21 protein-coding genes and 7 riboswitches are annotated in these 21,711 nt (G+C 28.3%); of the genes, 15 read left to right on the plus strand and 6 right to left on the minus strand.

Annotated features, from left to right (window positions below):
- Positions 1 to 50: 50 nt before the first annotated feature.
- Positions 51 to 764, minus strand: coding sequence for a sulfite exporter TauE/SafE family protein (locus E6771_RS09470; RefSeq protein ID WP_316091068.1), 714 nt, complete (start codon positions 762 to 764; stop codon positions 51 to 53).
- A 184-nt stretch (positions 765 to 948) separates the two neighbouring features.
- Here E6771_RS09470 and E6771_RS09475 point away from each other — a divergent pair, with 184 nt between their 5' ends.
- Positions 949 to 2,286 carry a hemolysin family protein gene (locus E6771_RS09475; protein WP_316091069.1) on the plus strand — a complete coding sequence of 446 codons (1,338 nt, stop codon included), beginning with the start codon at positions 949 to 951 and terminating at the stop codon, positions 2,284 to 2,286.
- 220 nt (positions 2,287 to 2,506) lie between these two features.
- Positions 2,507 to 3,307: a DUF4261 domain-containing protein gene (locus tag E6771_RS09480; protein WP_316091070.1), complete on the plus strand. Its 801-nt coding sequence runs from the start codon at positions 2,507 to 2,509 to the stop codon at positions 3,305 to 3,307.
- Positions 3,308 to 3,465: 158 nt separating this feature from the next.
- On the opposite strand, the gene E6771_RS09485 is transcribed toward E6771_RS09480, so the two are convergent.
- Positions 3,466 to 4,404 (minus strand): sirohydrochlorin cobaltochelatase, encoded by a 939-nt coding sequence (locus E6771_RS09485; protein WP_316091071.1) that lies wholly within the window; start codon positions 4,402 to 4,404, stop codon positions 3,466 to 3,468.
- 124 nt (positions 4,405 to 4,528) lie between these two features.
- Positions 4,529 to 4,706, minus strand: a riboswitch (cobalamin riboswitch).
- Between the two features lie 149 nt (positions 4,707 to 4,855).
- Positions 4,856 to 5,033: riboswitch (cobalamin riboswitch) on the plus strand.
- Positions 5,034 to 5,147: 114 nt separating this feature from the next.
- Here E6771_RS09485 and E6771_RS09490 point away from each other — a divergent pair.
- The 10 genes from E6771_RS09490 to E6771_RS09535 all read left to right on the plus strand — a co-directional run bounded on the left by E6771_RS09490 (position 5,148) and on the right by E6771_RS09535 (position 12,010).
- Positions 5,148 to 6,050 (plus strand): ABC transporter substrate-binding protein, encoded by a 903-nt coding sequence (locus E6771_RS09490; RefSeq protein WP_316091072.1) that lies wholly within the window; start codon positions 5,148 to 5,150, stop codon positions 6,048 to 6,050.
- Entirely contained in the window at positions 6,043 to 7,038 is a 996-nt protein-coding gene (locus tag E6771_RS09495; RefSeq protein WP_316091073.1) for an iron ABC transporter permease, read from the plus strand. Before E6771_RS09490 ends, E6771_RS09495 begins: the two co-directional genes overlap by 8 nt.
- A gap of 1 nt (position 7,039) precedes the next feature.
- Entirely contained in the window at positions 7,040 to 7,819 is a 780-nt protein-coding gene (locus E6771_RS09500) for an ABC transporter ATP-binding protein (RefSeq protein ID WP_316091074.1), read from the plus strand.
- Positions 7,820 to 7,901: 82 nt separating this feature from the next.
- Positions 7,902 to 8,079, plus strand: a riboswitch (cobalamin riboswitch).
- A 168-nt stretch (positions 8,080 to 8,247) separates the two neighbouring features.
- Complete coding sequence (locus E6771_RS09505) at positions 8,248 to 8,877, plus strand: MotA/TolQ/ExbB proton channel family protein (RefSeq protein WP_316091075.1); 630 nt, start codon at positions 8,248 to 8,250, stop codon at positions 8,875 to 8,877.
- Complete coding sequence (locus E6771_RS09510; protein ID WP_316091076.1) at positions 8,874 to 9,284, plus strand: biopolymer transporter ExbD; 411 nt, start codon at positions 8,874 to 8,876, stop codon at positions 9,282 to 9,284. The genes E6771_RS09505 and E6771_RS09510 overlap by 4 nt, the downstream gene beginning before the upstream one ends.
- Positions 9,285 to 9,974 carry an energy transducer TonB gene (locus E6771_RS09515; protein ID WP_316091077.1) on the plus strand — a complete coding sequence of 230 codons (690 nt, stop codon included), beginning with the start codon at positions 9,285 to 9,287 and terminating at the stop codon, positions 9,972 to 9,974. It begins immediately after the preceding gene.
- 73 nt (positions 9,975 to 10,047) lie between these two features.
- The gene (locus E6771_RS09520) at positions 10,048 to 10,359 is read left to right on the plus strand and encodes a hypothetical protein (protein ID WP_316091078.1); all 312 of its coding nucleotides are present in this window, start codon (positions 10,048 to 10,050) and stop codon (positions 10,357 to 10,359) included.
- Between the two features lie 98 nt (positions 10,360 to 10,457).
- Positions 10,458 to 10,652: riboswitch (cobalamin riboswitch) on the plus strand.
- Positions 10,653 to 10,789: 137 nt separating this feature from the next.
- Positions 10,790 to 11,536: a toxin-antitoxin system YwqK family antitoxin gene (locus tag E6771_RS09525; protein ID WP_316091079.1), complete on the plus strand. Its 747-nt coding sequence runs from the start codon at positions 10,790 to 10,792 to the stop codon at positions 11,534 to 11,536.
- Between the two features lie 83 nt (positions 11,537 to 11,619).
- Positions 11,620 to 11,850: a hypothetical protein gene (locus tag E6771_RS09530; RefSeq protein ID WP_316091080.1), complete on the plus strand. Its 231-nt coding sequence runs from the start codon at positions 11,620 to 11,622 to the stop codon at positions 11,848 to 11,850.
- Positions 11,840 to 12,010: a hypothetical protein gene (locus tag E6771_RS09535; RefSeq protein ID WP_316091081.1), complete on the plus strand. Its 171-nt coding sequence runs from the start codon at positions 11,840 to 11,842 to the stop codon at positions 12,008 to 12,010. The genes E6771_RS09530 and E6771_RS09535 overlap by 11 nt, the downstream gene beginning before the upstream one ends.
- Before the next feature lie 209 nt (positions 12,011 to 12,219).
- On the opposite strand, the gene E6771_RS09540 is transcribed toward E6771_RS09535, so the two are convergent.
- Both E6771_RS09540 and E6771_RS09545 read right to left on the minus strand, forming a co-directional pair.
- Positions 12,220 to 12,747: a hypothetical protein gene (locus E6771_RS09540; RefSeq protein ID WP_316091082.1), complete on the minus strand. Its 528-nt coding sequence runs from the start codon at positions 12,745 to 12,747 to the stop codon at positions 12,220 to 12,222.
- 21 nt (positions 12,748 to 12,768) lie between these two features.
- Positions 12,769 to 14,799 carry a TonB-dependent receptor gene (locus E6771_RS09545; protein ID WP_316091083.1) on the minus strand — a complete coding sequence of 677 codons (2,031 nt, stop codon included), beginning with the start codon at positions 14,797 to 14,799 and terminating at the stop codon, positions 12,769 to 12,771.
- A gap of 131 nt (positions 14,800 to 14,930) precedes the next feature.
- Positions 14,931 to 15,110, minus strand: a riboswitch (cobalamin riboswitch).
- Between the two features lie 281 nt (positions 15,111 to 15,391).
- On the opposite strand from E6771_RS09545, the gene E6771_RS09550 reads away from it, so the two are divergent.
- Positions 15,392 to 15,985, plus strand: coding sequence for a toxin-antitoxin system YwqK family antitoxin (locus E6771_RS09550; RefSeq protein WP_316091084.1), 594 nt, complete (start codon positions 15,392 to 15,394; stop codon positions 15,983 to 15,985).
- 130 nt (positions 15,986 to 16,115) lie between these two features.
- On the opposite strand, the gene E6771_RS09555 is transcribed toward E6771_RS09550, so the two are convergent.
- Complete coding sequence (locus E6771_RS09555) at positions 16,116 to 17,597, minus strand: TonB-dependent receptor (RefSeq protein WP_316091099.1); 1,482 nt, start codon at positions 17,595 to 17,597, stop codon at positions 16,116 to 16,118.
- A complete protein-coding gene (locus tag E6771_RS09560) occupies positions 17,567 to 18,073 on the minus strand; it encodes a TonB-dependent receptor plug domain-containing protein (RefSeq protein ID WP_316091085.1) in 507 nt (168 codons plus the stop codon). The genes E6771_RS09555 and E6771_RS09560 overlap by 31 nt, the downstream gene beginning before the upstream one ends.
- A gap of 169 nt (positions 18,074 to 18,242) precedes the next feature.
- A riboswitch (cobalamin riboswitch) is annotated at positions 18,243 to 18,422 on the minus strand.
- A 191-nt stretch (positions 18,423 to 18,613) separates the two neighbouring features.
- Positions 18,614 to 18,786, plus strand: a riboswitch (cobalamin riboswitch).
- 78 nt (positions 18,787 to 18,864) lie between these two features.
- On the opposite strand from E6771_RS09560, the gene E6771_RS09565 reads away from it, so the two are divergent.
- A complete protein-coding gene (locus tag E6771_RS09565; RefSeq protein WP_316091086.1) occupies positions 18,865 to 19,743 on the plus strand; it encodes an ABC transporter substrate-binding protein in 879 nt (292 codons plus the stop codon).
- The gene (locus E6771_RS09570; protein WP_316091087.1) at positions 19,744 to 21,708 is read left to right on the plus strand and encodes a TonB-dependent receptor; all 1,965 of its coding nucleotides are present in this window, start codon (positions 19,744 to 19,746) and stop codon (positions 21,706 to 21,708) included.
- Positions 21,709 to 21,711: the final 3 nt, after the last annotated feature.

Genomic DNA, 21,711 nt, shown 5'->3' on the forward strand with positions numbered 1-21,711 from the left:
TGTTTTTTGTGAAATAAAAAAGGAGTGAGAAATTCACTCCAGTAATATATTTAGTTAAGAAGGAGATTCAAACCGCTAATTACGCTTATAATAACAATGAATTTTTCGAAAATACTCTGATTCATTTTTCCCACTATAAATCTTGCTATAAATATACCAATAAAGGTTGTAGGAATAGCAAATACACCTCTTGAGAGAGTAAATAAATTAATATTTTTTAAGAAAAAGAAATAGAGTAGAAATTTTGAAAAGTTAACTATGAAGTAAAACCAAGTTCTAGTCCCATAAAATTTTTCTTTATCTAAATCGATATTTAAAAGATATATGCTCATAAGAGGACCAGAAACATTTCCTATGAAAGAAGAAAATCCTCCAAGAAAACCAAAGATATGACTTAATTTTGAAAAATTGACATTGAGACTTTTCAATAAAGTAAGAATACCTATTGTTAATATGATTATTCCCATACTTTTTTTGAAAAATTCATCAGAAATATTGTTACCAAAAATTACAGCAACTATCATTCCAAGTACTGTCATTGGAAGTATTTTTTTCAGTGTTTTTAAATCCAGTTCTTTTCCATATAAATAAAGCATAGTTAGGTCAGAAATAACTACAGGGATAATAATAATACCAGCAGAGGTTTTTCCTCCATAAAGTGAAGCAAGCAGTGGAGAAAAGATTAACGCAGTTGGGATACCAAGTTTACTGAATCCAGTTCCAATTCCAAGGATAATCATTCCAAAAATCTCAATAGATGTCATAAGAAAGCCTCCAAATATTTCAATATGCAATATTAATAAAAATATGATATAATTTTATATAGATAAATAATGAAATTATACGTACTTTATAGTTATTTTAACACAAAAAAAATCAAAAAGATATAAAGAAGATTAAGTATTATGTAAATAATATTATTTACATAATAAAGTTAGGAGAGATATTATGAGTGTTTTTTTAAAAATTATTTTACTTATTATTTTAATATTAATGAGTATTTTCCTGTCTATGAGTGAAATATCTCTTGCTTCTGCAAGAAAGATGAAGCTTCAGATAATGATAGAAGAAGGAGATGAAAATGCTGAAAAAGTACTTAGAGTACAAGAGACTTCAGGGAACTTTTTTACAGCTATTCAAATAGGTATAAATGCTATTGCAATATTAGGTGGTATAATTGGAGATAATATAGCAGGACCGTGGGTAATACTTTTTATAGAAAAATGGATACCAAAACTTGCTGGAAATGCGTCCATGATAGGCAGCATAATATCATTTCTTATAATAACAGGAATGTTTATTGAATTTGCAGATTTGATACCAAAAAGATTAGCAATGGTAGCACCAGAGACAATAGCAATACATATAATCAATCCTATGTTAGTTTTGATGTGTATACTGAAACCTTTGATATTTATATTTAATGGAACTGCTACTTTTATTTTTAAATTATTTAAAATACCTTTGACAAGAAATGATATTATAACATATGATGACATATTTGCAGTAGTTGATGCAGGAGCAGAAGCTGGAGTAGTTCAAAGAAAAGAACATTATTTGATAGAGAACATATTTGAATTGGACACCAGATGGGTTTCTTCAATAATGACCACTCGAGATGAAATAATATATTTGACTTTAGAAGAAGGAGAAGAAAGTATAAAGGAAAAAATAGCTAATTATCCTCATTCTAAATTTTTAGTATGTCAAAATGAGATAGATACAATGCTGGGATATGTAGATTCTAAGGATATCCTTCCTAGAATCTTAAAAGGTGAAATGAGTGGACTTCATGATATACAGGAAATATGCAATCCCAATCTTCTAATAATTCCAAATACCTTGACATTATCAGAAGCTTTGGATAGATTTAATGAAGCAAGAGATGATTTTGCTATAATATTAAATGAGTATGGACATGTAGTAGGACTTGTAACATTAAATGATGTGGTAAATACTCTCATGGGAGATATAGTTTATCAGGATCAAAATGAACAGCAAATAATTTCAAGAGGTGAAGGTTCTTGGCTTATGGATGGAGTAACTCCTATTGAAGATGTAAAAAAGGTACTGGATATTGAAAAATTTCCAGAAGAAGATACATATGAAACAATAGCTGGATTTATGATGTATATGTTGAAAAGTATTCCTAAAAAGGCTGCTATGGTAAAATTTGAAAATTATACTTTTGAAGTTGTAGATGTAGATAACTTTAAGGTTGATCAGTTATTAGTTACAAAAAAAGCGGAACAGGAAGAAGAGTTAGGAAATATAAGTCTTGAATAATAATTAAAATAAAAAGACCACTCTTATTTTGAGGGTCTTTATTTTTTGATAGAAATTTATTTAAATATAATGTAAGTAAAAAATATAGAATAAAAAATTAATATTAAAAGTTAGAAATAATATATGAAATGAATTTATATTAATAGTAAAACTTTAATATTTTATTTGCTTTTAAGAAAAGATAGGAATATAATTTGTTATATATTATATAACAAGTGTAATGATTAAAAGTATATTTGTTATTGAAGAAATAATTGGAGGAACTGGAATGTTGTTTTGGGGGAAAAAGAAAAAAAGGCTTCCTGATATTATTGTAGGATTTGTTCTTTTGAAGAGTTTTGGTTATAATTTTAATAAACTGAAAATAAATTTAAAAAATGAATGGGGAATAGAAATAAATGATACAGCAGAAGAGGATACTATAGCTTTTAATATAGATGATATGCTTATAGCATGCAGTTTTGTACCAGAACCAATTCCAGACCATGAAGTAGAAAGCCATTATAAGGATAACTGGATGTGGAAGGATGCAGAGAAAGAGGTATCAAAACATAAGTCTCATGTTATAATTTCTATACTTAATGGAAGAGATAGCATAGAGAGATATAAAATATTTACAAAATTAGCAAGCAGTATATTAGTGGATAAGGAAGCTATTGCTGTATATATGAGTCCTATGATTATTGAAAGGGAGACTTATATATGTCTGGCTAAAGAATTAAAGATAGGAAAATTACCTGTACTTTTATGGGTATATATAGGAATAGCCAACAGTCAAAATGGAATATCAGCTTATACATTGGGACTCAATCATTTTAAGAAAAAAGAGATAGAGATATTGAATTCAGTTAGAGAATGTGAGGATCTATTTGAATTTATACTAAGAATAGTTAATGAAATAATAAAGAATGATATTAATGTAGAGAGGGGAAGTCTTTTTAGAATAGGAAAAAAAGAACTTTCTTTTAAAGTGTCTTCTGGTGTATTTGTAAATGGAAAATCTTTGAAAATAACATATTAATATATCTAGGAAACTGGACAGATTTATAAAATTAATTATTTAGAAACTAAAAAGAGATATTCAGGAGTCTAAGTTGAATATCTCTTTTCTATTTTTAACACACAGAAAGTTTAAATTGTAATTAAAGTTTAAATATTTATTTAAAAAGTTATTAATAACTAGTCTTTTTCATTCGCATATTGAATTTTTTTAGCCTGCATATCTTCTGGTTTATGTTGAGCAGCAAATTTAGCATGTTCTATATAGATGTTTTGAATATCTGGGTTTTGTCCTAAACCTTCTAATATAACTTTAGAAACTGTAAATCCAGCTTCTTTAAGGTCATTATTCCAATCTTCAGCTATATCGTTGTTAGCATGATCTCCAGCAACAAACATAAATGGCATTAAGATAACATCTTTAACATTTTTAGATTTTAGTTTAGCAACTACATTATCAAATGCAGGATATCCCTCTACTGTTCCAACTGCATAAGTATCCATTCCTTCAGCAGTGAATACATAATCCATCATAGCATAAGCAGAACCACCAAAATGATGAGTTCCATGTCCTACTAAAACTACACCTTGATTAGCTTTTAAAGGCCCTACTTTTTTAGCTATTGCTTTAGCAACAGTTTCATAATCTTCATGAGTAGTTAATAGTGGAGTTCCCATTCTTATATCTTTAAAATCTTTTTCATATCCTTTTAATTCTTCAGCAAGATTATTAGATTCAATTCCATTCATAATATGAGTACCTTGTACTAACAGATGAGTATATCCATTAGCTTTTAAATCTTTAATAACTTCTGAAGGATTTTGCTTTTCTATTCCTTTTGCTTTTAATCTTCTCATAACTATTCTTGAAGTAAAAGCTTCTTTTACATCAGCATTTTTAAATTCGTTTTTAGCCTTTTGGTTAATAGAATCAATAGTTAGAGCTCTAGTATCATCATAAGTAGTCCCAAAGTGGACCATAAGAACAGCTGCCTTGTCTCCCTTTTTCATTCCTTTGAAAAAATCATTTTCCACATATCCTCCTTCTGAATGCGCTAATGCTGCAGTTCCTGCTGCGAGAAGCAAAGCTCCTGCTAATAAATTTCTCATTTTTCCCATGATCTTCCTCCTAATAAATTTGCAGAGATTTCTTTTAAATAAAAAAAATCTCCTGAGATAGGAGATAAATGCCTTAATTAAATAAAAATAATAAAGGCCAATATCTCTCGTCCACGCAATGATATTACAGCAATACATTTGAGGCAGGTCTCCTGGCTTAGCTTCAATCTCTAGATACCCTTCCCAGATTAAATAATCCAGTGGTTATATCTTTTGTCAGCATCACAGTGGCGGGACCGCGGAGGAATCAGACCTCACTTCCCAATTATTCTAAATATAGAACCTCAAATTCAATTATTCTGTTCAGTATGAATATACTATGTTTTCTTTCAAATGTCAATACTTAAAATAAAAATTCAATTTAAAATTTGAGATAGAAAGGATATTTATATAATTCTCCATTGACAAAGAAGCAGTTAAGTAATAAAATTAAAGTATTAAAATATATTGCTATATGATGTTTATTCTAAGTTTTAATGATTAAAAGGGAATTGAGTGAAAATCTCAAACGGTCCGGCCGCTGTAAATTAGTAAATAGCTTTTAAATACCATTGGATTTGATATCTGAGAAGGAAAAAGCTGTGATTGAGCTATGAGTCAGAAGACCTGCTTAGAAAGATTATTGTACAAGCTTCCGAGGAAAGTTATGCTGCATGGAATTTTAGAGAACTTTTGTTGTAGTCTAGCATTTCTTTTTTGCTAGGTTTTTTTATTGTATAAAATTATATAATTTAGGAGAAAAAATGAAAAAAGAATATACTATTTTAATTATTGTATTCTTGTTTATAATAGGAAATATATCTTTTGGAAAGGAAAAATTTTCTATACACCAAGAAGAAGAGAATTTGCAGCTAGATTATTTTCCAAAAGCTGTTGTTACTGATTCAGCCATAATATCAAGATTTTTAGCAGCACTGGATATTGATCTAGTAGGTGTGGCAAGTTCAACAACAAAAATACCTGAAAAATATAATGATGTTCCTAGAATAGGAAGATCTGGAATACCTGATTTGGAACGGGTAAAAGCTTTAAAAACTGATTTAGTAATATCAACTGTTTACTCTAAACCAGCATTAAAACCTAAGTATGATAATCTGAATATACCAAGCTTTTATATGAAAGTAGATACATATGATGAGTCTATGAAAGCTATTGAAATATTAGGAAAAGCTTTTCATAAAGATAAAGAAGCAAAAGCTATACTTGATGATGTCAAAAAAAGAGAAGAATTGCTTGCTGAAAAATTAAAGGGAAAAGAGAAAAAAAGGATAGCTATACTGTATGGAAATGGAGAAAGTTTTTTTATGACTGGAAAAAATCATTTTTTACAAGGACTTATGGATAAAATAGGCTGTGAAAATATAGTAACCTCTATTGATAACAGTGCATTATTAAAAAGATCAGTGCCTTTTAGTATGGAACAATTAATTAAAGCTAATCCAGATGTTATATTGAGACTTCCTACAAGCCAAACTAAAAATGGAGAAGGATTTGAAGAAGTATTTTCAAGTAATCCTGTATGGAAACTTACAAATGCATATAAAAATAATAAAATACTGGACATTGATCCTACATTGTTCAGAATGAGTGCTGGGGTAAATTCCATAGATGCATTGGAGGAGTTATATAGATATGTTTATGAATAAAGATAAGAGAGGAAAAAAGATAATTCTTATCTTTATTGCTCTAATCATTTTAAGTTTTTCAATAATATTTTCAGTAAGATTTGGAAGTGTAAATTATACTTCTGAAGAGATACTGAAATCTCTTTTTATGAAAAGCTATAATGATGAGATATTAAAAGCTATTTTATGGGATATAAGAATACCACGTATTCTGATTGCTGTAATGGTAGGGTGCAACCTATCTCTGGCAGGAGTATTGCTTCAGGCTGTAATGAAGAATCCATTGGCTGATCCAGGTTTAACAGGAGTATCCTCAGGAGCCAGTGTCACAGCTTTAATTATTATGATATTATATCCAAAGGCTGTATTTTTTATGAATTTTTCTGCATTTGTAGGAGGTTCAATAGCTTGTGCAATTGTATTTATGCTGGCTTGGAGAAAAGGATTAAAACCAATAAGAGTAATATTGTCAGGAGTAGCTATAAATGCTATATTAGGAAGTGTTACAGGATTGATGTTTATACTATTCAGTGATGAGATACAGGGAGTGCTGTCATGGCTTAATGGAAGCTTGAATGGGAAAAATTGGAAACATGTAGCTGCTCTTTTACCATATACACTGATTGGTATTTTGGCGTGTTTTACAATGATCAGAGATGCTAATATACTTCAACTTGGAGATAATTTTGCTGTAAATTTAGGAATAGATATTCCTAGAAAAAGATTGAAATTATGTGCTCTTGCCTGCTTTCTAACAGGAATATCAGTTGCTAATGTGGGATTGATAGGATTTGTAGGATTAATAGTTCCTCATATAGCCAGATTGATAATAGGTTCAGATCATACATATTTGATACCTTTTGCTGGACTGCTTGGTGCTGTAGTACTGGTAGTAGCTGATACAATAGCAAGAACTATGTTTTCACCTATTGAAATACCAGCTGGTATAGTAATGGCTGTAATTGGTGTTCCATTCTTTCTTTATCTGCTGAGAAAGGTAGGTGACTAAGATGGAAAGTATAAAAGGATATAATATAGAACTTGCTTATGGAGAAAAGGTCATTATACATAATCTGGATATAAAAATAAATAAAGGAGAAGTAGTTTCCATAATAGGAACTAATGGATGTGGAAAATCTACTCTTTTGAAAGCTATATCAAGAGTTCTTCCATGTAGGAATGGAAGTATATATATAGACGGAGAAGAGATAAGCCATATAAAAAATAAAGAATTTGCTAAAAAGCTTGCATTTGTTTCACAAAATAATGAAATTCCAGATGATATAACTGTTTATGATTTTATTATGTATGGGAGAGTTCCACATAAAAAATGGTATGAAGTGTACAATCAGGAAGATAGAGATATTGTAAATTGGGCTGTTACAATATGTAAATTAGATAATTTCAGAGAGAGAAAAGTAATGAGTCTATCAGGTGGAGAAAGACAGAAAGTATGGATAGCAATGGTGCTTGCTCAAAAGACAGGTATACTTTTACTAGATGAACCTACTACATATCTTGATATATGCCATCAATTCGAAATAATGGAACTTGTAAGAGAGTTGAATCAAAACCTTAACATAACTATAATAATGGTGCTTCATGATTTGAATCAGGCAGCTCAATACAGCAACAGAATAATTGTGCTAAAAGATGGTAAGAAATATAAAGAAGGAAAATCATTGGAGGTTCTTACACCACAGCTAATAAGAGAAGTATATAGAGTAGAGTCATCAATAGAAATGGAAGAAGGAATTCCATATTTTAGATTGAAAGGGATAGTTAAATAATCTTCATAAAAAATTTTATATACAGTTATTTTTTATAGCATTTTTAATAAAATATTGACAAAAAATAATTTAAATTGTACTATTGTAGTAGATAGTATTAGGTGCCAAAAGGCTTAATAGAGGAAGTAGGGTGAAAATCCCTCACAGCCCCCGCTACTGTAAGGTGGACGAAACCAATGACCACTAGATTGTTTAATCTGGGAAGGTAGGGAGTAGAATGAAACTGAGTCAGGAGACTTACCTAAAAACTAGTTTTTTGCTTTTTCGGCGGGAAAAAGAGAGAATAAAAAATTAAATATTTATTTAAATAATATGATATTTAAGATTCTCTGATAAAAACAAAATGGGGGCTTGTAAGCACTGTTTAAAGTTTTATCAGAGATTTTTTTATTGTAATAATTAATTTTGAAAATAGATCAGGAGGCAAAATGTATACTTACTTCATAGAGGGTGGAACAATGATGTGGCTTTTAGCTGCATTATCTATAATAGGATTGGGAACGATATTAGAAAGAGCTGCTTATTTCATGAAAAATGAGCAAGGAATAACAAGAGAATTTAAAGAAGAAATAGTGACTTTAGTGAGAGCAGGAAAAGAAGATAAAGCTATAGAGTTATGCAATAAAACAAATAATTCAGTATCAAGAACAATAAAAAGTATACTTCTGGCATACAGAAATGAAAATGATCTTTATGAAAGTAAAGAAAAACTCATGAAAGAAAAAGCTCTAGAACAAATAGAGAATCTAGAAAGAAGGTTATCTATATTAGGGATAGTTGCATATATTTCTCCAATGGCTGGTCTTCTTGGAACAGTGCTTGGAATGATAAAATCCTTTAAAGCTATAGCGTTGCAGGGAGCTGGAGATCCTAATGTAGTAGCTAATGGAATATCAGAGGCATTATTGACAACAGCAGCAGGATTGCTTATAGCAATACCAGCAATAATAGCATATCAGACATTCAATAGAAAAGCTGATAAAATAATGCTTGAAATAGAAAAGACTTCTACTGCGCTTATTAATATAAAAAAGGCTGGAAAGAAGGACGAGATATGAGAGAGTTAAGAAGAAAGAAGGGGATAATCAATCCAGATCTAACACCATTGATAGATGTAGTTTTTCAGTTATTAATATTTTTTATGCTAGTAACCACATTTAGTCAATACAATAAATTTGATATGAATCTTCCTAAATCTTCTGTAGAAGAAATAAATATAACAGAAGAAGGGGTTGAACTGATAATTAATAAAGATGGAAAATATTTTTTTAAAAGTGGAGAAGATTCTGTAGAGGTAGAAAATGAAAAACTGGAAGAAACAATAAAAGAGCTGATGAAAGGAAGGAAAGAACAGACTCTTATTGTAAGTGCTGATAAAGATTTAAGATATGAAATTGTAATAGAAACTATGGGAAGATTAAAAAATATTGGATTGGAAAAATTAGAGATAAATAGTATAAAGTAGGTGATAAATTTGAAATTTTATATATTCTCTTTTTTATGTCATCTGCTGCTGCTTTTTGCTATATATACCAAACCTGTAAAAGATGTAAAATTAGATAGTAAAAATGTTCTTGTGTATCTTAGTGAACTGAAGACAGAAAATAATACTCCTGCCCCAGCACCTCTCCAGTCACTTACACAACCTGAAGAACCTAAAAAAGATGAAAAACCAAAGGAAGAAAAGAAAATTGAAAAAAAGATAGAGAATAAAGTAGTCAAAAAAATTGTTAAAAAAGAAGTTAAAAAGAACGAAGAAGTAGTAAAAGAAGAAAGTGGAAAGGAAACAGCTGCAGAAAATTCAGTACCATATAATCCGTTAGCAGGACTTATAAAAGATGGAACAGGAACATATATAGGAGATCAGAAGAACGGAGGTGGCATCAGGTACAGAATAAAAAGAGAAGTTGAACCAGAATATCCTATTCTTGCTAAAAGAGCTAACTATAGAAATGAAGTAATTATAAAAACCAAATTTCTTATAGGATTAAATGGAAAAGTAGAAGAGATAATTTTTCTTGATAATTTTACCTCTTATGGTTTTAGAAAAGAAGTGGAGAAAGCCCTTAGAAAATGGGAATTTGATCCAATAACTTATCATGGAGAAAAGATAAAACTCTATTTTTATAAAGATTTTAGATTTAATGTAAAATAATACTTTAAAAGATAGAAATGAGAAAATAAAGTAAAAATAAATATTACATAAATTTAATAAGGAGATGATAATTATGAGAATCAATTCAGAGAGTACAAATTCTATAATACCAGCTTTACTTATAAACAAGGCAGTAGAAGAAGCGAAAAATCATGAGATACCTTGCAGTATAATAGAAATGGAAATATTTACAGTGATGGATACTGTTAATCTTTATTTTTTTAAGGAAGAGAATGCTGTATATAAAATGACAGTAGATTGTATCAATAGTGGAGAAGAATATGTGAAGAAATATATGGAACTTATCAAAAATTCTTTCACTAAAGCTCTAAATGACTTTGGGAATATATCTAAAGTAGAAATAGTGAGAGGAGCAAACTCTTAAGTTAAATAGTTTTTTTATTGATTGCTGCACATTTAATAAAATTAAATGATTCAGAGTTATTATTTTAATATAAAAATGATATAGTATGTGCATACAATAAAATAAAAATATCAAAAGGTTCTAGTATTACTGGTGTTACTAGATTAAAAGGGAATTGAGTGAAAATCTCAAACGGTCCCGCCACTGTAATGAGGATGAAAGCAGATTACCACTGAGATATGAATAAATCTTGGGAAGGTGTGTGAGTAAAGCGATTCTAAGTCAGGAGACCTGCCTTTGATAGAAAATATCAACTTGCGAGGACGAGTGTGAATTTTAGAGATTATATTTTGTTAATTATTATTTTTAATACAAAATATTCAATTCCGAAATTTACATAGTTGTAAGTTTTGGAATTTTTTTATTTATGTCATAAAATGGAGGGATAAAAATGAGTATAAGAGAAGTACCTTTTTTTAATAAAACTTTGATAAATGAAATAGTATATATAACAGAAGAAAATGATCCTTTTACAGGTAAGTTAATATGTAAATATCCTACAGATATTTTGAAAGAAGAGGAAGAATACAGAGATGGAATTAAAGAGGGCATAAGTAAAAAGTTTTATCCAAATGGACTTTTGAAAGAAATGGCTGAATATAAAGAAGGAAAATTAAATGGTGATTTCTCACAGTTTTATATCAATGGAAATATAGAGGAATATATTTTTTTTAAGGATGATCAAATGGATGGAGAATGGGTAAAATATTTTGAAAATGGAAATATCAGAATGAGAGCATTTTTCAAAAAAGGGAAACTCAATGGACAAAAATTAGTTTATTATCCTAATGGAGAAATTCAAGAGAGCAGTATGTTTCAAGACAATATACTTCATGGAAGGAACATATTATATTATCAGAATGGTAAAATACAGGTAGTAAGAAATTTTGTATATGCTCAATTAGAAGGGGCAGTTACATACTATTTTGAAAATGGAGATGTGGAAATAAAGGAAGAATATAAAAAACATGATAAGAATGGAAGATATATAAGATACTATGAAAATGGAGTGATTAGTGCAATAGGAAACTTTAAAGATAATATGTTGGATGGAGATTGGAGTATGTTCTATGAAAATGGAAAGCTTTTAGGTACAGCATCATTTATAAAAGGCAAGATTATAGATGAAGCTTCATAAAATTAAGTTATTAAAACAAACTCCATGAATTATAATTCTAATAGTTTATATATTTATTATGAATATTTAAAGGGAGAGAAGAGATGAAAAAAGATTTAAAAAAAGGTTTTGATGTTGGAGAATTAGCAAAAGCAGTTGAAAATGGAGAGCATTTTAAAGGTGTAGAAAGAAAGGTTGAATTTACCTATTTAGGAAAAGAACTTCCTATAGTTCAAAAAATTGTATCATATGTTGTAACTGATGAATTTATTGAAAAAAATTTAGAAAAGCTATTAAAACTTAATATTATAAAAGGAGAGAAAAATGAAAAATAAAAAAGAAGATTTAACTAACTTAAATATCTTAGAAGAATTGAATAGAAAGGTTCAGATTAAAAAAGATGATGAAAAAGAGGAATTTCATGAAATTAATAATCTGGATATCTTAGAAAAAATAGATAGAAATATTCAAAATGAAAAAGAAAAGAAAAAATAATTATGAAGTATTAGAAAAATTTTTGAAAAGCTAGTAATGTAAATACTTTTTGAAGTGATATAGATATTTGTTATATTTATAAGATTTAAAATATTGTTTGATATTTTTTTCAAAATACTGGAAATAAAATATGGAATGTAATTAAAAATGAGATGAACTTAAATAAATTTCAGGTTCATCTCATTTTATATAAAAATTAGTTTTAATTATCAATTTACTTCATCTTTTCTAATAATTTCTCCTCTGTAATCAAAAATATTCAATATATTTTTTAATTCAGCATTAATAGCTGGAACATGATAAGTAGAACCAGCTACAGCATCCATTTTTACATTATTTTTATCTTGCCCAATTACCATTTTTTTTACAGACTCTGAATTAAGAGGAATATGTTTCTTCTTTACTTCAGGAATAGAATAATCTATTATTTTTCCATCTAAAGAAATTATAACAATGAAGGGTTCATGTCTGTCATAAACTTTTAAATGAGTTAAACAAGCATATGCAGAAATTTTATTATTAGTTTTTAATGGAATAAAATTATAATATCCAAGAATTCCATAATCTTTTACTTTTCCAAATTCATCAAATTTAAAGTTTGTTTTTATTATTTCATCTTTAAAATTTTCAATTTTGAATCTGTCTGTGGGACTTTCTTTTACTCTATAGCTATACACCTCTAAAATGAAAGATAGAAATAATATTAAAAATATAAAAATTTTATTACATTTTTTCATTGTCTCCTCCCTTTTTCAGTATTAAAATTTGTATTCTGCACTTATATAATATGTTCTTTCAGGTGAAGGAGAATAATTGATTTTTGTACCAGCGTAAGTAATATAATCACAATATATTTCATTGAAAATATTATCTATTCCAGCTGCAAGAGATACTCCATTTTCAAAATTATATTTAGCAGAAATATTCGTAACCATATAGCTATTTGTTTTAGGAACTTTATTATAATAATCATTGATTAAATAAGCTTTTCCATGATAGTTTGATTCTATATTGAAAGTAAATTGAGAAGTTATATCGTAGGTAGCTCCTAATCCAAACACTATATTGCTTACACCAGGGATATCATTTCCCTTATATGGTCCATCTACAATTTCATTATGCATATATGTAAAGTTTTCTCTCAATGTTAATTTATCAAAATATTGTTCACTAGCAAGTTCGAGTCCTATTCTCTCAGTTTTTCCATCAAGATTGTAGTAGCTTCCACTTCCAGATTTATCTATTATTTCATCTCTGTAATAGTCATACATTATTTCTTTGTTTCCTTTTATATAGAATAAAGCTCCAGATAAATAAATATTATTTATAAGAGATTTAACTCCAATTTCAAAAGTATCAACTTCTTGTGAATCTCTTGAAGCAGTTTCTCCAGTAGCTTTATCTGTTTTCCAGCTAGTATATTCAGTCAGATTAGGAGATCTATATACTCTATTCCAGCTGATATATCCAGAAGTATCTTCAGAAAACATATAGTTTGCTGTTAATTCATAGTTTGTATTAGTATTAGAATCGCTAATATTTTTTTTACTTTTAAAAGTTCCATTAGTATTATAAGATGTTTCATCTTCATCAAATTTATTTCTTTCTACTCTAATTCCTTGGGTAAAGATAAAATTGTTATAACTGTATTTATTAAGAAGATAACCACCAATGGCTTCATAATCAGTTTCTGTATATGTTTTACGATAAATTGTAGAGCCAGAAGCACTATATCCATCTTCTTTAACCTTTGCTTTTGAATAATCTCCACCAAATATTAAATGATTTTTTTCAGCATAACTATATTTTAACTGCGCATTTGTATAGATAGAATCAGTATTTTTTACTCTGCTGTGATATGATGAATATGCAGCTGTTCTAGGCTGAGAATAAGTATATTCCCTCTCTCTATATTCAGTTACAGCTGAAAGAGATAAATTATCAGACAGCTTTTTATTAAATTCAAGAATATATTTATCCTGTGTATCATGAGCTATTTTTTCTTTATAGCTTGAATCATTCTGCCTTCTATCATCATCATATTGAGCTTTAGTAAGATAACTAGAACCTGTTGATTTTCTTTCATTACGAATATATTTAAAACCTATATTTCCATCTTTTAATTTGTATTTAGCTCCTATTTCTCCAAATTCTGATTCTTTTTTAGTATAAACTCTATAACCATCTTTATCTGTATTAATATATTTTGCATCTATTGAAAGATTTTCTGTTAAATTCATTCCATAGTTTACTTTGTATTTTCGCTCATCAAATGAACCTATTTGAAGTCCAGCATTTCCCCAATATTTTTTATCTCCATGCTCTTTTGTAATAATATTTATAACTCCAGATGTGGCATTTCCTCCATATATAATAGCACCTCCAGCTGGAACTACTTCTATTTTTTCTATCTGTTCTACAGGAATAAAATCTAAATCAAACGATCTGTTATCCATTCCATTTTGAGGGATTCCATCAACCAACACAACTAGATGTTTACTTCCCATACTGGGAACTTGTCCTCTCATTGATAAGTTTCCTCCTGAGAAAGATAAACCAGGAATATTAACAAGAGCTTCTTCTACATTCTTGTAACCTCTTTTTTCAATCTCTTTTCCTGTAAGAACAGTGACATTTTTAGCAGTTTCTATAACAGGAGTTTCCTCATATCTTTCTGATGTTATAGTTGATTCATTAAGTTTTACAGCAAACTCTTCTTTTTTTATTAAATCTCCTCCATACAGAGATGAACTTAAAATTAATACTGAAATTCCAATCTTTTTATACATTTTTCCCCCTTAAAATATTAATTTTTCAAAAAATATATAAGGTTTTGTAAATAAAAAAACCTAATAAATAGAGAGTTCTACCTACTAGAGAGTCAAATTAAAAACATACAATGATTTTAAACCATTGATAAATGTATATACGACTATTTGGTAAGTCTTCTGACTCAGTTTCATCCTACTCTCACGTCTTCCCAGTTACCCAGTGACATAATGTGATTTCGTCCACTATACAGCAGCTTTCGCTGTGTGGGATTTTCACCCAGCTTCCTCTATTAAGCTTTACAAAAAGCACCTAAATATATTTTCGATTACAAAACTAATTGTACTTTATTTATTACTAAATGTCAATATTAATTTCATATATATTTTTTATAAAAGAATTTTTAAATGAAACTATTGGTGATATTTATTTTAAAAAATTATAATTTTATATTTTATTCTTTTAAAAGTATTTGTACAGAAATGTTTTGAAGTAAAATAAATAATTTATTGACAAGAATATTTCTTTTATATATCATTATAAGAAAGAAAAATACTTTTGATAAATTTAAGAATAGTGCCATAAAATAAGATATACTGGAGGAATGAATTTATGAAAAAAGTTTTAGGAGTGTTATTATTGTCAATTATAATTTTCACTGTTGCCTTTAGCAGTGATAGAAGTGAAGAATATTTTAATGTTGAAACAAAAGAAGATAATCTTTTGTATAAAAAAGAAGAGAGTGAGCCTTATTCTGGAACAGTAATTATAAAAGATGAAGGTAAAATAATTAAAAAACAAATTTATGATAAGGGAAGATTGAATTCAGAAAAAGGATATTACGAAAATGGAAATATAAAGTGGGAGTCTACAAGTTATAAAGATGGAAAATTACATGGATTGAGCAGAATTTATTATGAAAGTGGACAGCTTAAAATGGAAACTAATTATAAAAATGGGCAGAAAGATGGCATAGAGAAAGGATATCATAAAAATGGAAAAATATTAGGAGAACTGAGTTATAAAAAAAACAGCTTACATGGAATAGCAAAATTTTATGATAAAAATGGTAATTTAGAGCATGAACAAAACTATAAAGAAGATATACTTCATGGAACAGAAAGAATATATGAAGATGGAAAAGTAATTTTAGAAAGAGAATACAAAGATGGAGAGATTGTATCAAGTAAAAATTTAAAAAAATAAATTATTATAATATAAACAATAAAGAATGGTTTAAAAAATAGGAATTTTCCTCTTTAATAGACCATTCTTTAATTTATATGTCTCAATTAGAAAAATTTTTTAGTAAATAATTAAACTTTTAATTAAAATATTAGAAAGTATAATTTATTCCAACTGAAAAGTTTCTTCCAGCTGCTGGTGAATATTGACGTGTATTATTTCTATAATATCCAACATAATCTTCATAATGTTTATCAAATAGATTATTAATTCTAGCAGTTAATGCTACTCCATTTTCAAATTTATAGTTTGCAGATAAATCAACTGTTGAATAATCTCCACAATCTTTTGGTCTAACATTTTCAGGATCATCTGAATCATAATAATTTCCATAGTAAACAACATCTGCATTTAAATTCAGATTATCATTATATTTATAATTAACTGCAAAACCTAATTTCCAATTTGGAACCATAGGAATTTCTTTATTTTTTCTTGATTCAAAATCAGAATCAACAATTTTATGATTTATATATGTTACTGATTCAGTAAAAGTAAATTTGCCTAAATATTGTTCTGATAAAAGTTCCACTCCAATTCTTCTTGTATCTCCCATATTGTAATATGGAAAATTAGTTTCACTAGGCTCATCAGAATCAATAGTTCCTTGATAATAAATTTCTCCATCAGTTTTTTTGTAGAAAGTAGAAAGACTGAAATAAATATCTCCTATAAAATCTTTTATTCCTAGCTCAAAAGTATGTTGAGTTTGAGAATCTAATTTAGAAGCATTTACAGTATAGTTCATCTCTCGTATTAATGGTGTTCTAAAATCTCTTGATAATTTTCCATAGATCATTCCAGTATCTGAATAATCATATTTTAATTCTAAAGTTGCAGCATAATTTTTATACTCTTGATCTCCAGCTTCTCCTTTTTTATCAGCAGGAATAGGATTATTTGTAGACCAATAATAGTCATATTTAGCTATATTATATCTAAATCCCTGTCCAAAAGTTAATTTTCCAAATTTAAGTTCATTCATTATGAACATTCCATAATCATCTTTTACAGACTTTTTACCTGTATATTTTCCAGTTGCTAATGCTTTATCAGTTTCCTGCAGGTAGTCCAATCCAGCTATAAAATAATTTTCTTCCATATATTTATGTTTTATTTGTGTTTTTATATATTTTTTTTCATAATCTCCAGTTTTAAGTTTAGTTCTTTTATTAGTAGTATCCTTTGTATATAAATTTGCATAAGTTAGAAATTCTGTATTTTCCCCTATATTTTGTCTATAGTTAACATACCAATCATCTGATTTTGTATAAGTCCTAGTTCCAAATCTTCCTTTTGAAGATAGATGAATTTGATCTCTATCCTCATTATAATCAGACTCATCTAAATCTCCTCCATCAGCACGATACTTTTCATTTCTAGTATATTTTACTTTTAAATCTGCATTATCAAACTTATATTTAGTATCAAAAGAAATTTCTTTAGTTCTGCTTGTAAGTTTTCCTATATCATCATCGTCTCTCCAGCTATTTATTTTAGACCTTGAATAATCTACTTTTAAAGCTAATTTATCAGTAGCCTTTACACTTGAAGAAACTCCATATTTCCAGATATTTTTTTATCACTATCTTTTCCAAAAATATTTTTAGAAAGTATATTGATAACTCCTCCAGAAGCACCATCTCCATAAAGAATTCCCCCACCATTAGGAATAACCTCTATTCTCTCAATAGAACTTATAGGAATATTACTAGCTTCAGCACTTGAAATTCTTACTCCATCATATGTAATAATAGAGTTTCTTTCTGCATGAACAGAACTGTATCCACCAATATCAAAAGCAATATTTCCATAGTAATTTTTAGCCATTATTCCAGGAACCATTCTAAGAGCAGCTGCTAAATCTTGTGCTCCTTTTTCCTCAATTTCCTGTGCTGTAACTATTGTAATGTTAGCAGCAGTATTTCTTACTGTAGTTTCAAAGTTTTCAGTAGAAATAACACTTTCATTAAGTTTTGTGCTTTGTATTTCTTCAGCGTATACAGATGAGCTTAGAACCAAAGCTAAAATTCCAATTTTTTTGTACATTTCTTTCCTCCATATTTTTAATATTTAATAATAAAAATTCAGGCACTTTGGTAGAAATGATAGATATTATTTATTAGAAATAAAAAAACTCTAATAAAATAGAGTATCTACCTTACTAGAGAGTCAATTTAAAAATATGTTTAAAAAGTAAAAAAGCACTTATAAAAACAATGATATTTGACTATTTGGTAAGTCTTCTGACTTAGTTTCATTCTACTTTCACGTCTTCCCAGTTTCCCAGTGACATAATGTGATTTCGTCCACCATACAGCAGCTTTCGCTGTGTGGGATTTTCACCCATCTTCCTCTATTAAGCTTTACAAAAAGCACCTAAATATATTTTATTACACTGATGATTATACTAGAACAATTATTTAATGTCAATTAAAATTGACATATTTCAAAAATCGAAATAGAGACAAGAATAAAAGCAATAAAAAGTTATATAAAAAAATATAATTTGAAATATGGACAGCAGAAAATTTTTAATTATTCGTTTGACTAAAAAAATGAAGTATTGTATAATTAATCAAAATGTAAAAATATAATAGAATCTATGGTTCATTTAGTTGATTAAAAGGGAAACAGGTTTAAATCCTGTATGGTCCCGCCACTGTGAGATGGATGAAAGCAAATTCCACTGGCTATAGCTGGGAAGGATGTAAGTAAGATGAAGTCAAGTCAGGAGACCTACCAAAGATTTATTTATTCTATATCTGCGAGGACGGATAAGGTATTCTTATGCCGTCTTTTTATTTTAAGAACGGTTTTTTTATTTTTTGGAGAAAGATATGTTAAAAAAATTATTTTTATTAATATTTACAATAAATACAATTGTCTTTGGAAAAGTTCCACAAAGAGCTGTGTCAGCATCACAATTTACTACTGAAATTCTTCTTGCCATAGGAGCAGAGAACCAGATGGCAGGAACAGCTTTCCTTGATAATGCAATACTTCCAGAATTGGAAGAAAAGTATAAAAAGATTCCTATATTATCAAATAAATATCCAAGTAAAGAAACATTTTATTCAGTAAATCCTGATTTTGTTACAGGATGGAAATCACTAAGTGCACCAGCTAATTTAGGAACAGTAGAAGAATTAAATAGCAATGGAGTAGAAGTATTTTTTATGAAGTCTTTGGAAAGCAGTGATATAAATGATGTATTCAGCGATATTACGGAATTGGGAAAGATATTTGATAAAGAAAAAAATGCTGAAAATATTGTTTTCACTATGAAAGAGAATCTTGAAAAAATAAAAGAAAAACTCCCAAAAGAGAAGATAAGAATATTCCCATATGATGGAGGAGAAACAGCTCCCTTTGTTGTTGGAGGAAGTGGAATAGGAAATACTGTTATAGAACTGGCTGGAGGAGAAAATATATTTAAGGATATTAGGGCAAGTTTTGGAAATGGAACTTGGGAAAAAGTATTGATAGAGGATCCTGATATGATATTGATTATAGATTATGGAGATAATACTATTGATAAAAAAATAGAATATTTGAAAGAAAAATCACCTATAAAAGAATTGGATGCAGTAAAAAATGAGAGATTTGCAGTGATAGGGTTAGTAGATATATCAGCAGGAATAAGAAATATAGATGCAGTTAAAAAACTAGCAAAAATGTTTCATAATGTGGAGATAAGTATCAAAGGGGAGATTTAGATGAAAAAAACAGTAGTATTATTCTTTGTGTTATCAGCAATGAATTTTGCCTCATCAGAAGATTTATCAGTAAAATTGGAAGATTCAGTTATATCAGGGGAAGGTTTTTATAACACTGTGAGAAATACATCTAAAACTATTTATACAGTGACTTCTGATGATATTCAAGAAAGTGGAGCACAATCAATACCAGAAGCTTTAAAAATGGTACCTGGAATAAAAATAGCAGAAGGGTATGATGGAAATGGAGTAGTGGATATCAGAGGGCAAGGGAAACAATATAATAGAAATACAGCTGTTATTGTAGATGGGATAAGAATAAATCCTTTTGATTGGGGAGCACCAGATTTATATTCTATCCCTATTGAATCTATTGAAAAAATAGAAGTAATACCAGCTAATACTTCAGTAGTATATGGAGATAATACAGTTGGAGGAGTAATAAATATCATAACTAAAAATGGAATTGGAAAAGATAGGCTTGTTCTAGGAACACAGATTGAATCACACAAAGGTGCTAAGGGAACAGTTGATTTTAATACTGTTGTAGGTAATACAGCAATATTTGGAAATTATCTAAATAAAAAAAGTGATGGATATAGAGAAAATTCAAGATCAAAATATGAAAATGTAGAATTAGGTATAAATAGTCAGCTTGATGAAAAAAATAGTATATTATTTAAATATAGCTACAACAATAGCTATAAAAGATTGCCAGGAAAATTAACTCAAGAGAAATTAGATGAAAACAGAGAACAGGCAGAAAATTTAAATGATTGGATGTTTAGTGAAACCAATAGATTTTTAGGAGCATACACATATAAAAATGAAAATCTGGAAATTTCAGAGCAATTAAGCTATCAAGAAAAACATATAGATGGGAAAAGTGATACACTGCAAAAAGATCTTTCTGACTTAAATAATATTTTGAAGTTTAAATATACACAGGGAAAGAATAAGGTGATATCAGGAATAGACTATACTTATGGGAAAGTAGACATTCCCAAATATTTAAATAAAAAATTAATAGGTAAGGCAGAGAAAGAGGGAATAGGAATATTCATCTCAAATACTTATTCTATAACAGATAAATTAGACTTGCAAGGTGGGATAAGGTATCAGAAAACAGAGTTCAAATATACTAAAAATTCAGAGTATACAGGAAATAAAAAAGTATTAAAAGATAAGAATGATTACTCAATAACTGTATTTAATGTAGGAGCAAACTATAAATATTCAGATATAGGGTCTGCATATTTAACTTTTGGAAAAGACTTCAGAACACCATTAGCTAATGAAATGCTTTCAGGAAATGGGTGGTTTGAGGATATTAAACCTCAGGAATCATATACTGCTGAATTAGGAATAAGAGATTTCTATAAAGATATTTATATAAATTCAAGTGTTTTTTATACTCTAATTGAAGATGAGATATATTTTAAAACTGGAGGATATAATACTGTTGGAGATAGTGGTATCAATACTAACTATGATGGTAAAAGTGAAAAGATTGGATATGAATTATTTTTAGAAAAAATAATGACTGAAAAATTAAGACTAAATGGAAGCTATTCTTTTATATATTCAAAATTTAAAACAGGAGAATACAAGAATAACTATATTCCAGGAGTATCAAAGAATAAAGCAGCTATAGGAGTAAATTATAAAGTTACAGATGATTTAGGAATAAATTTAACAGGTAATTATTATGGAAAATCATATGCTTTGTCAGATGAAAAAAATAAACAGAAAAAAGTAGATTCATATATAAATATTGATTTGAGCATGAGTTATGAAGTTAATGAGAGCTTTAGAATTTATGGTGGAATTAAAAATCTAACAAATGAACATTATAATGAAAGTGTAGAAGAAACTATACCCTGGGGAAAGACAGAGCCTGTGAGATATTACTATCCAGCTATGGAGAGAAGGTATTTTTTAGGATTTGAATATAGAGCAATTTAGGGA

Source organism: Fusobacterium sp. (genome assembly GCF_032477075.1).
Lineage (GTDB): Bacteria > Fusobacteriota > Fusobacteriia > Fusobacteriales > Fusobacteriaceae > Fusobacterium_A.

Bases quoted from the DNA above. Each gene is read 5' to 3' on its own strand.
- E6771_RS09470 (WP_316091068.1), bottom strand. From the start codon at position 764: ATGACATCTATTGAGATTTTTGGAATGATTATCCTTGGAATTGGAACT.
- E6771_RS09475 (WP_316091069.1), top strand. From the start codon at position 949: ATGAGTGTTTTTTTAAAAATTATTTTACTTATTATTTTAATATTAATG.
- E6771_RS09480 (WP_316091070.1), top strand. From the start codon at position 2,507: ATGATTAAAAGTATATTTGTTATTGAAGAAATAATTGGAGGAACTGGA.
- E6771_RS09485 (WP_316091071.1), bottom strand. From the start codon at position 4,404: ATGGGAAAAATGAGAAATTTATTAGCAGGAGCTTTGCTTCTCGCAGCA.
- E6771_RS09490 (WP_316091072.1), top strand. From the start codon at position 5,148: ATGAAAAAAGAATATACTATTTTAATTATTGTATTCTTGTTTATAATA.
- E6771_RS09495 (WP_316091073.1), top strand. From the start codon at position 6,043: ATGAATAAAGATAAGAGAGGAAAAAAGATAATTCTTATCTTTATTGCT.
- E6771_RS09500 (WP_316091074.1), top strand. From the start codon at position 7,040: ATGGAAAGTATAAAAGGATATAATATAGAACTTGCTTATGGAGAAAAG.
- E6771_RS09505 (WP_316091075.1), top strand. From the start codon at position 8,248: ATGTATACTTACTTCATAGAGGGTGGAACAATGATGTGGCTTTTAGCT.
- E6771_RS09510 (WP_316091076.1), top strand. From the start codon at position 8,874: ATGAGAGAGTTAAGAAGAAAGAAGGGGATAATCAATCCAGATCTAACA.
- E6771_RS09520 (WP_316091078.1), top strand. From the start codon at position 10,048: ATGAGAATCAATTCAGAGAGTACAAATTCTATAATACCAGCTTTACTT.
- E6771_RS09525 (WP_316091079.1), top strand. From the start codon at position 10,790: ATGAGTATAAGAGAAGTACCTTTTTTTAATAAAACTTTGATAAATGAA.
- E6771_RS09530 (WP_316091080.1), top strand. From the start codon at position 11,620: ATGAAAAAAGATTTAAAAAAAGGTTTTGATGTTGGAGAATTAGCAAAA.
- E6771_RS09535 (WP_316091081.1), top strand. From the start codon at position 11,840: ATGAAAAATAAAAAAGAAGATTTAACTAACTTAAATATCTTAGAAGAA.
- E6771_RS09540 (WP_316091082.1), bottom strand. From the start codon at position 12,747: ATGAAAAAATGTAATAAAATTTTTATATTTTTAATATTATTTCTATCT.
- E6771_RS09545 (WP_316091083.1), bottom strand. From the start codon at position 14,799: ATGTATAAAAAGATTGGAATTTCAGTATTAATTTTAAGTTCATCTCTG.
- E6771_RS09550 (WP_316091084.1), top strand. From the start codon at position 15,392: ATGAAAAAAGTTTTAGGAGTGTTATTATTGTCAATTATAATTTTCACT.
- E6771_RS09560 (WP_316091085.1), bottom strand. From the start codon at position 18,073: ATGTACAAAAAAATTGGAATTTTAGCTTTGGTTCTAAGCTCATCTGTA.
- E6771_RS09565 (WP_316091086.1), top strand. From the start codon at position 18,865: ATGTTAAAAAAATTATTTTTATTAATATTTACAATAAATACAATTGTC.
- E6771_RS09570 (WP_316091087.1), top strand. From the start codon at position 19,744: ATGAAAAAAACAGTAGTATTATTCTTTGTGTTATCAGCAATGAATTTT.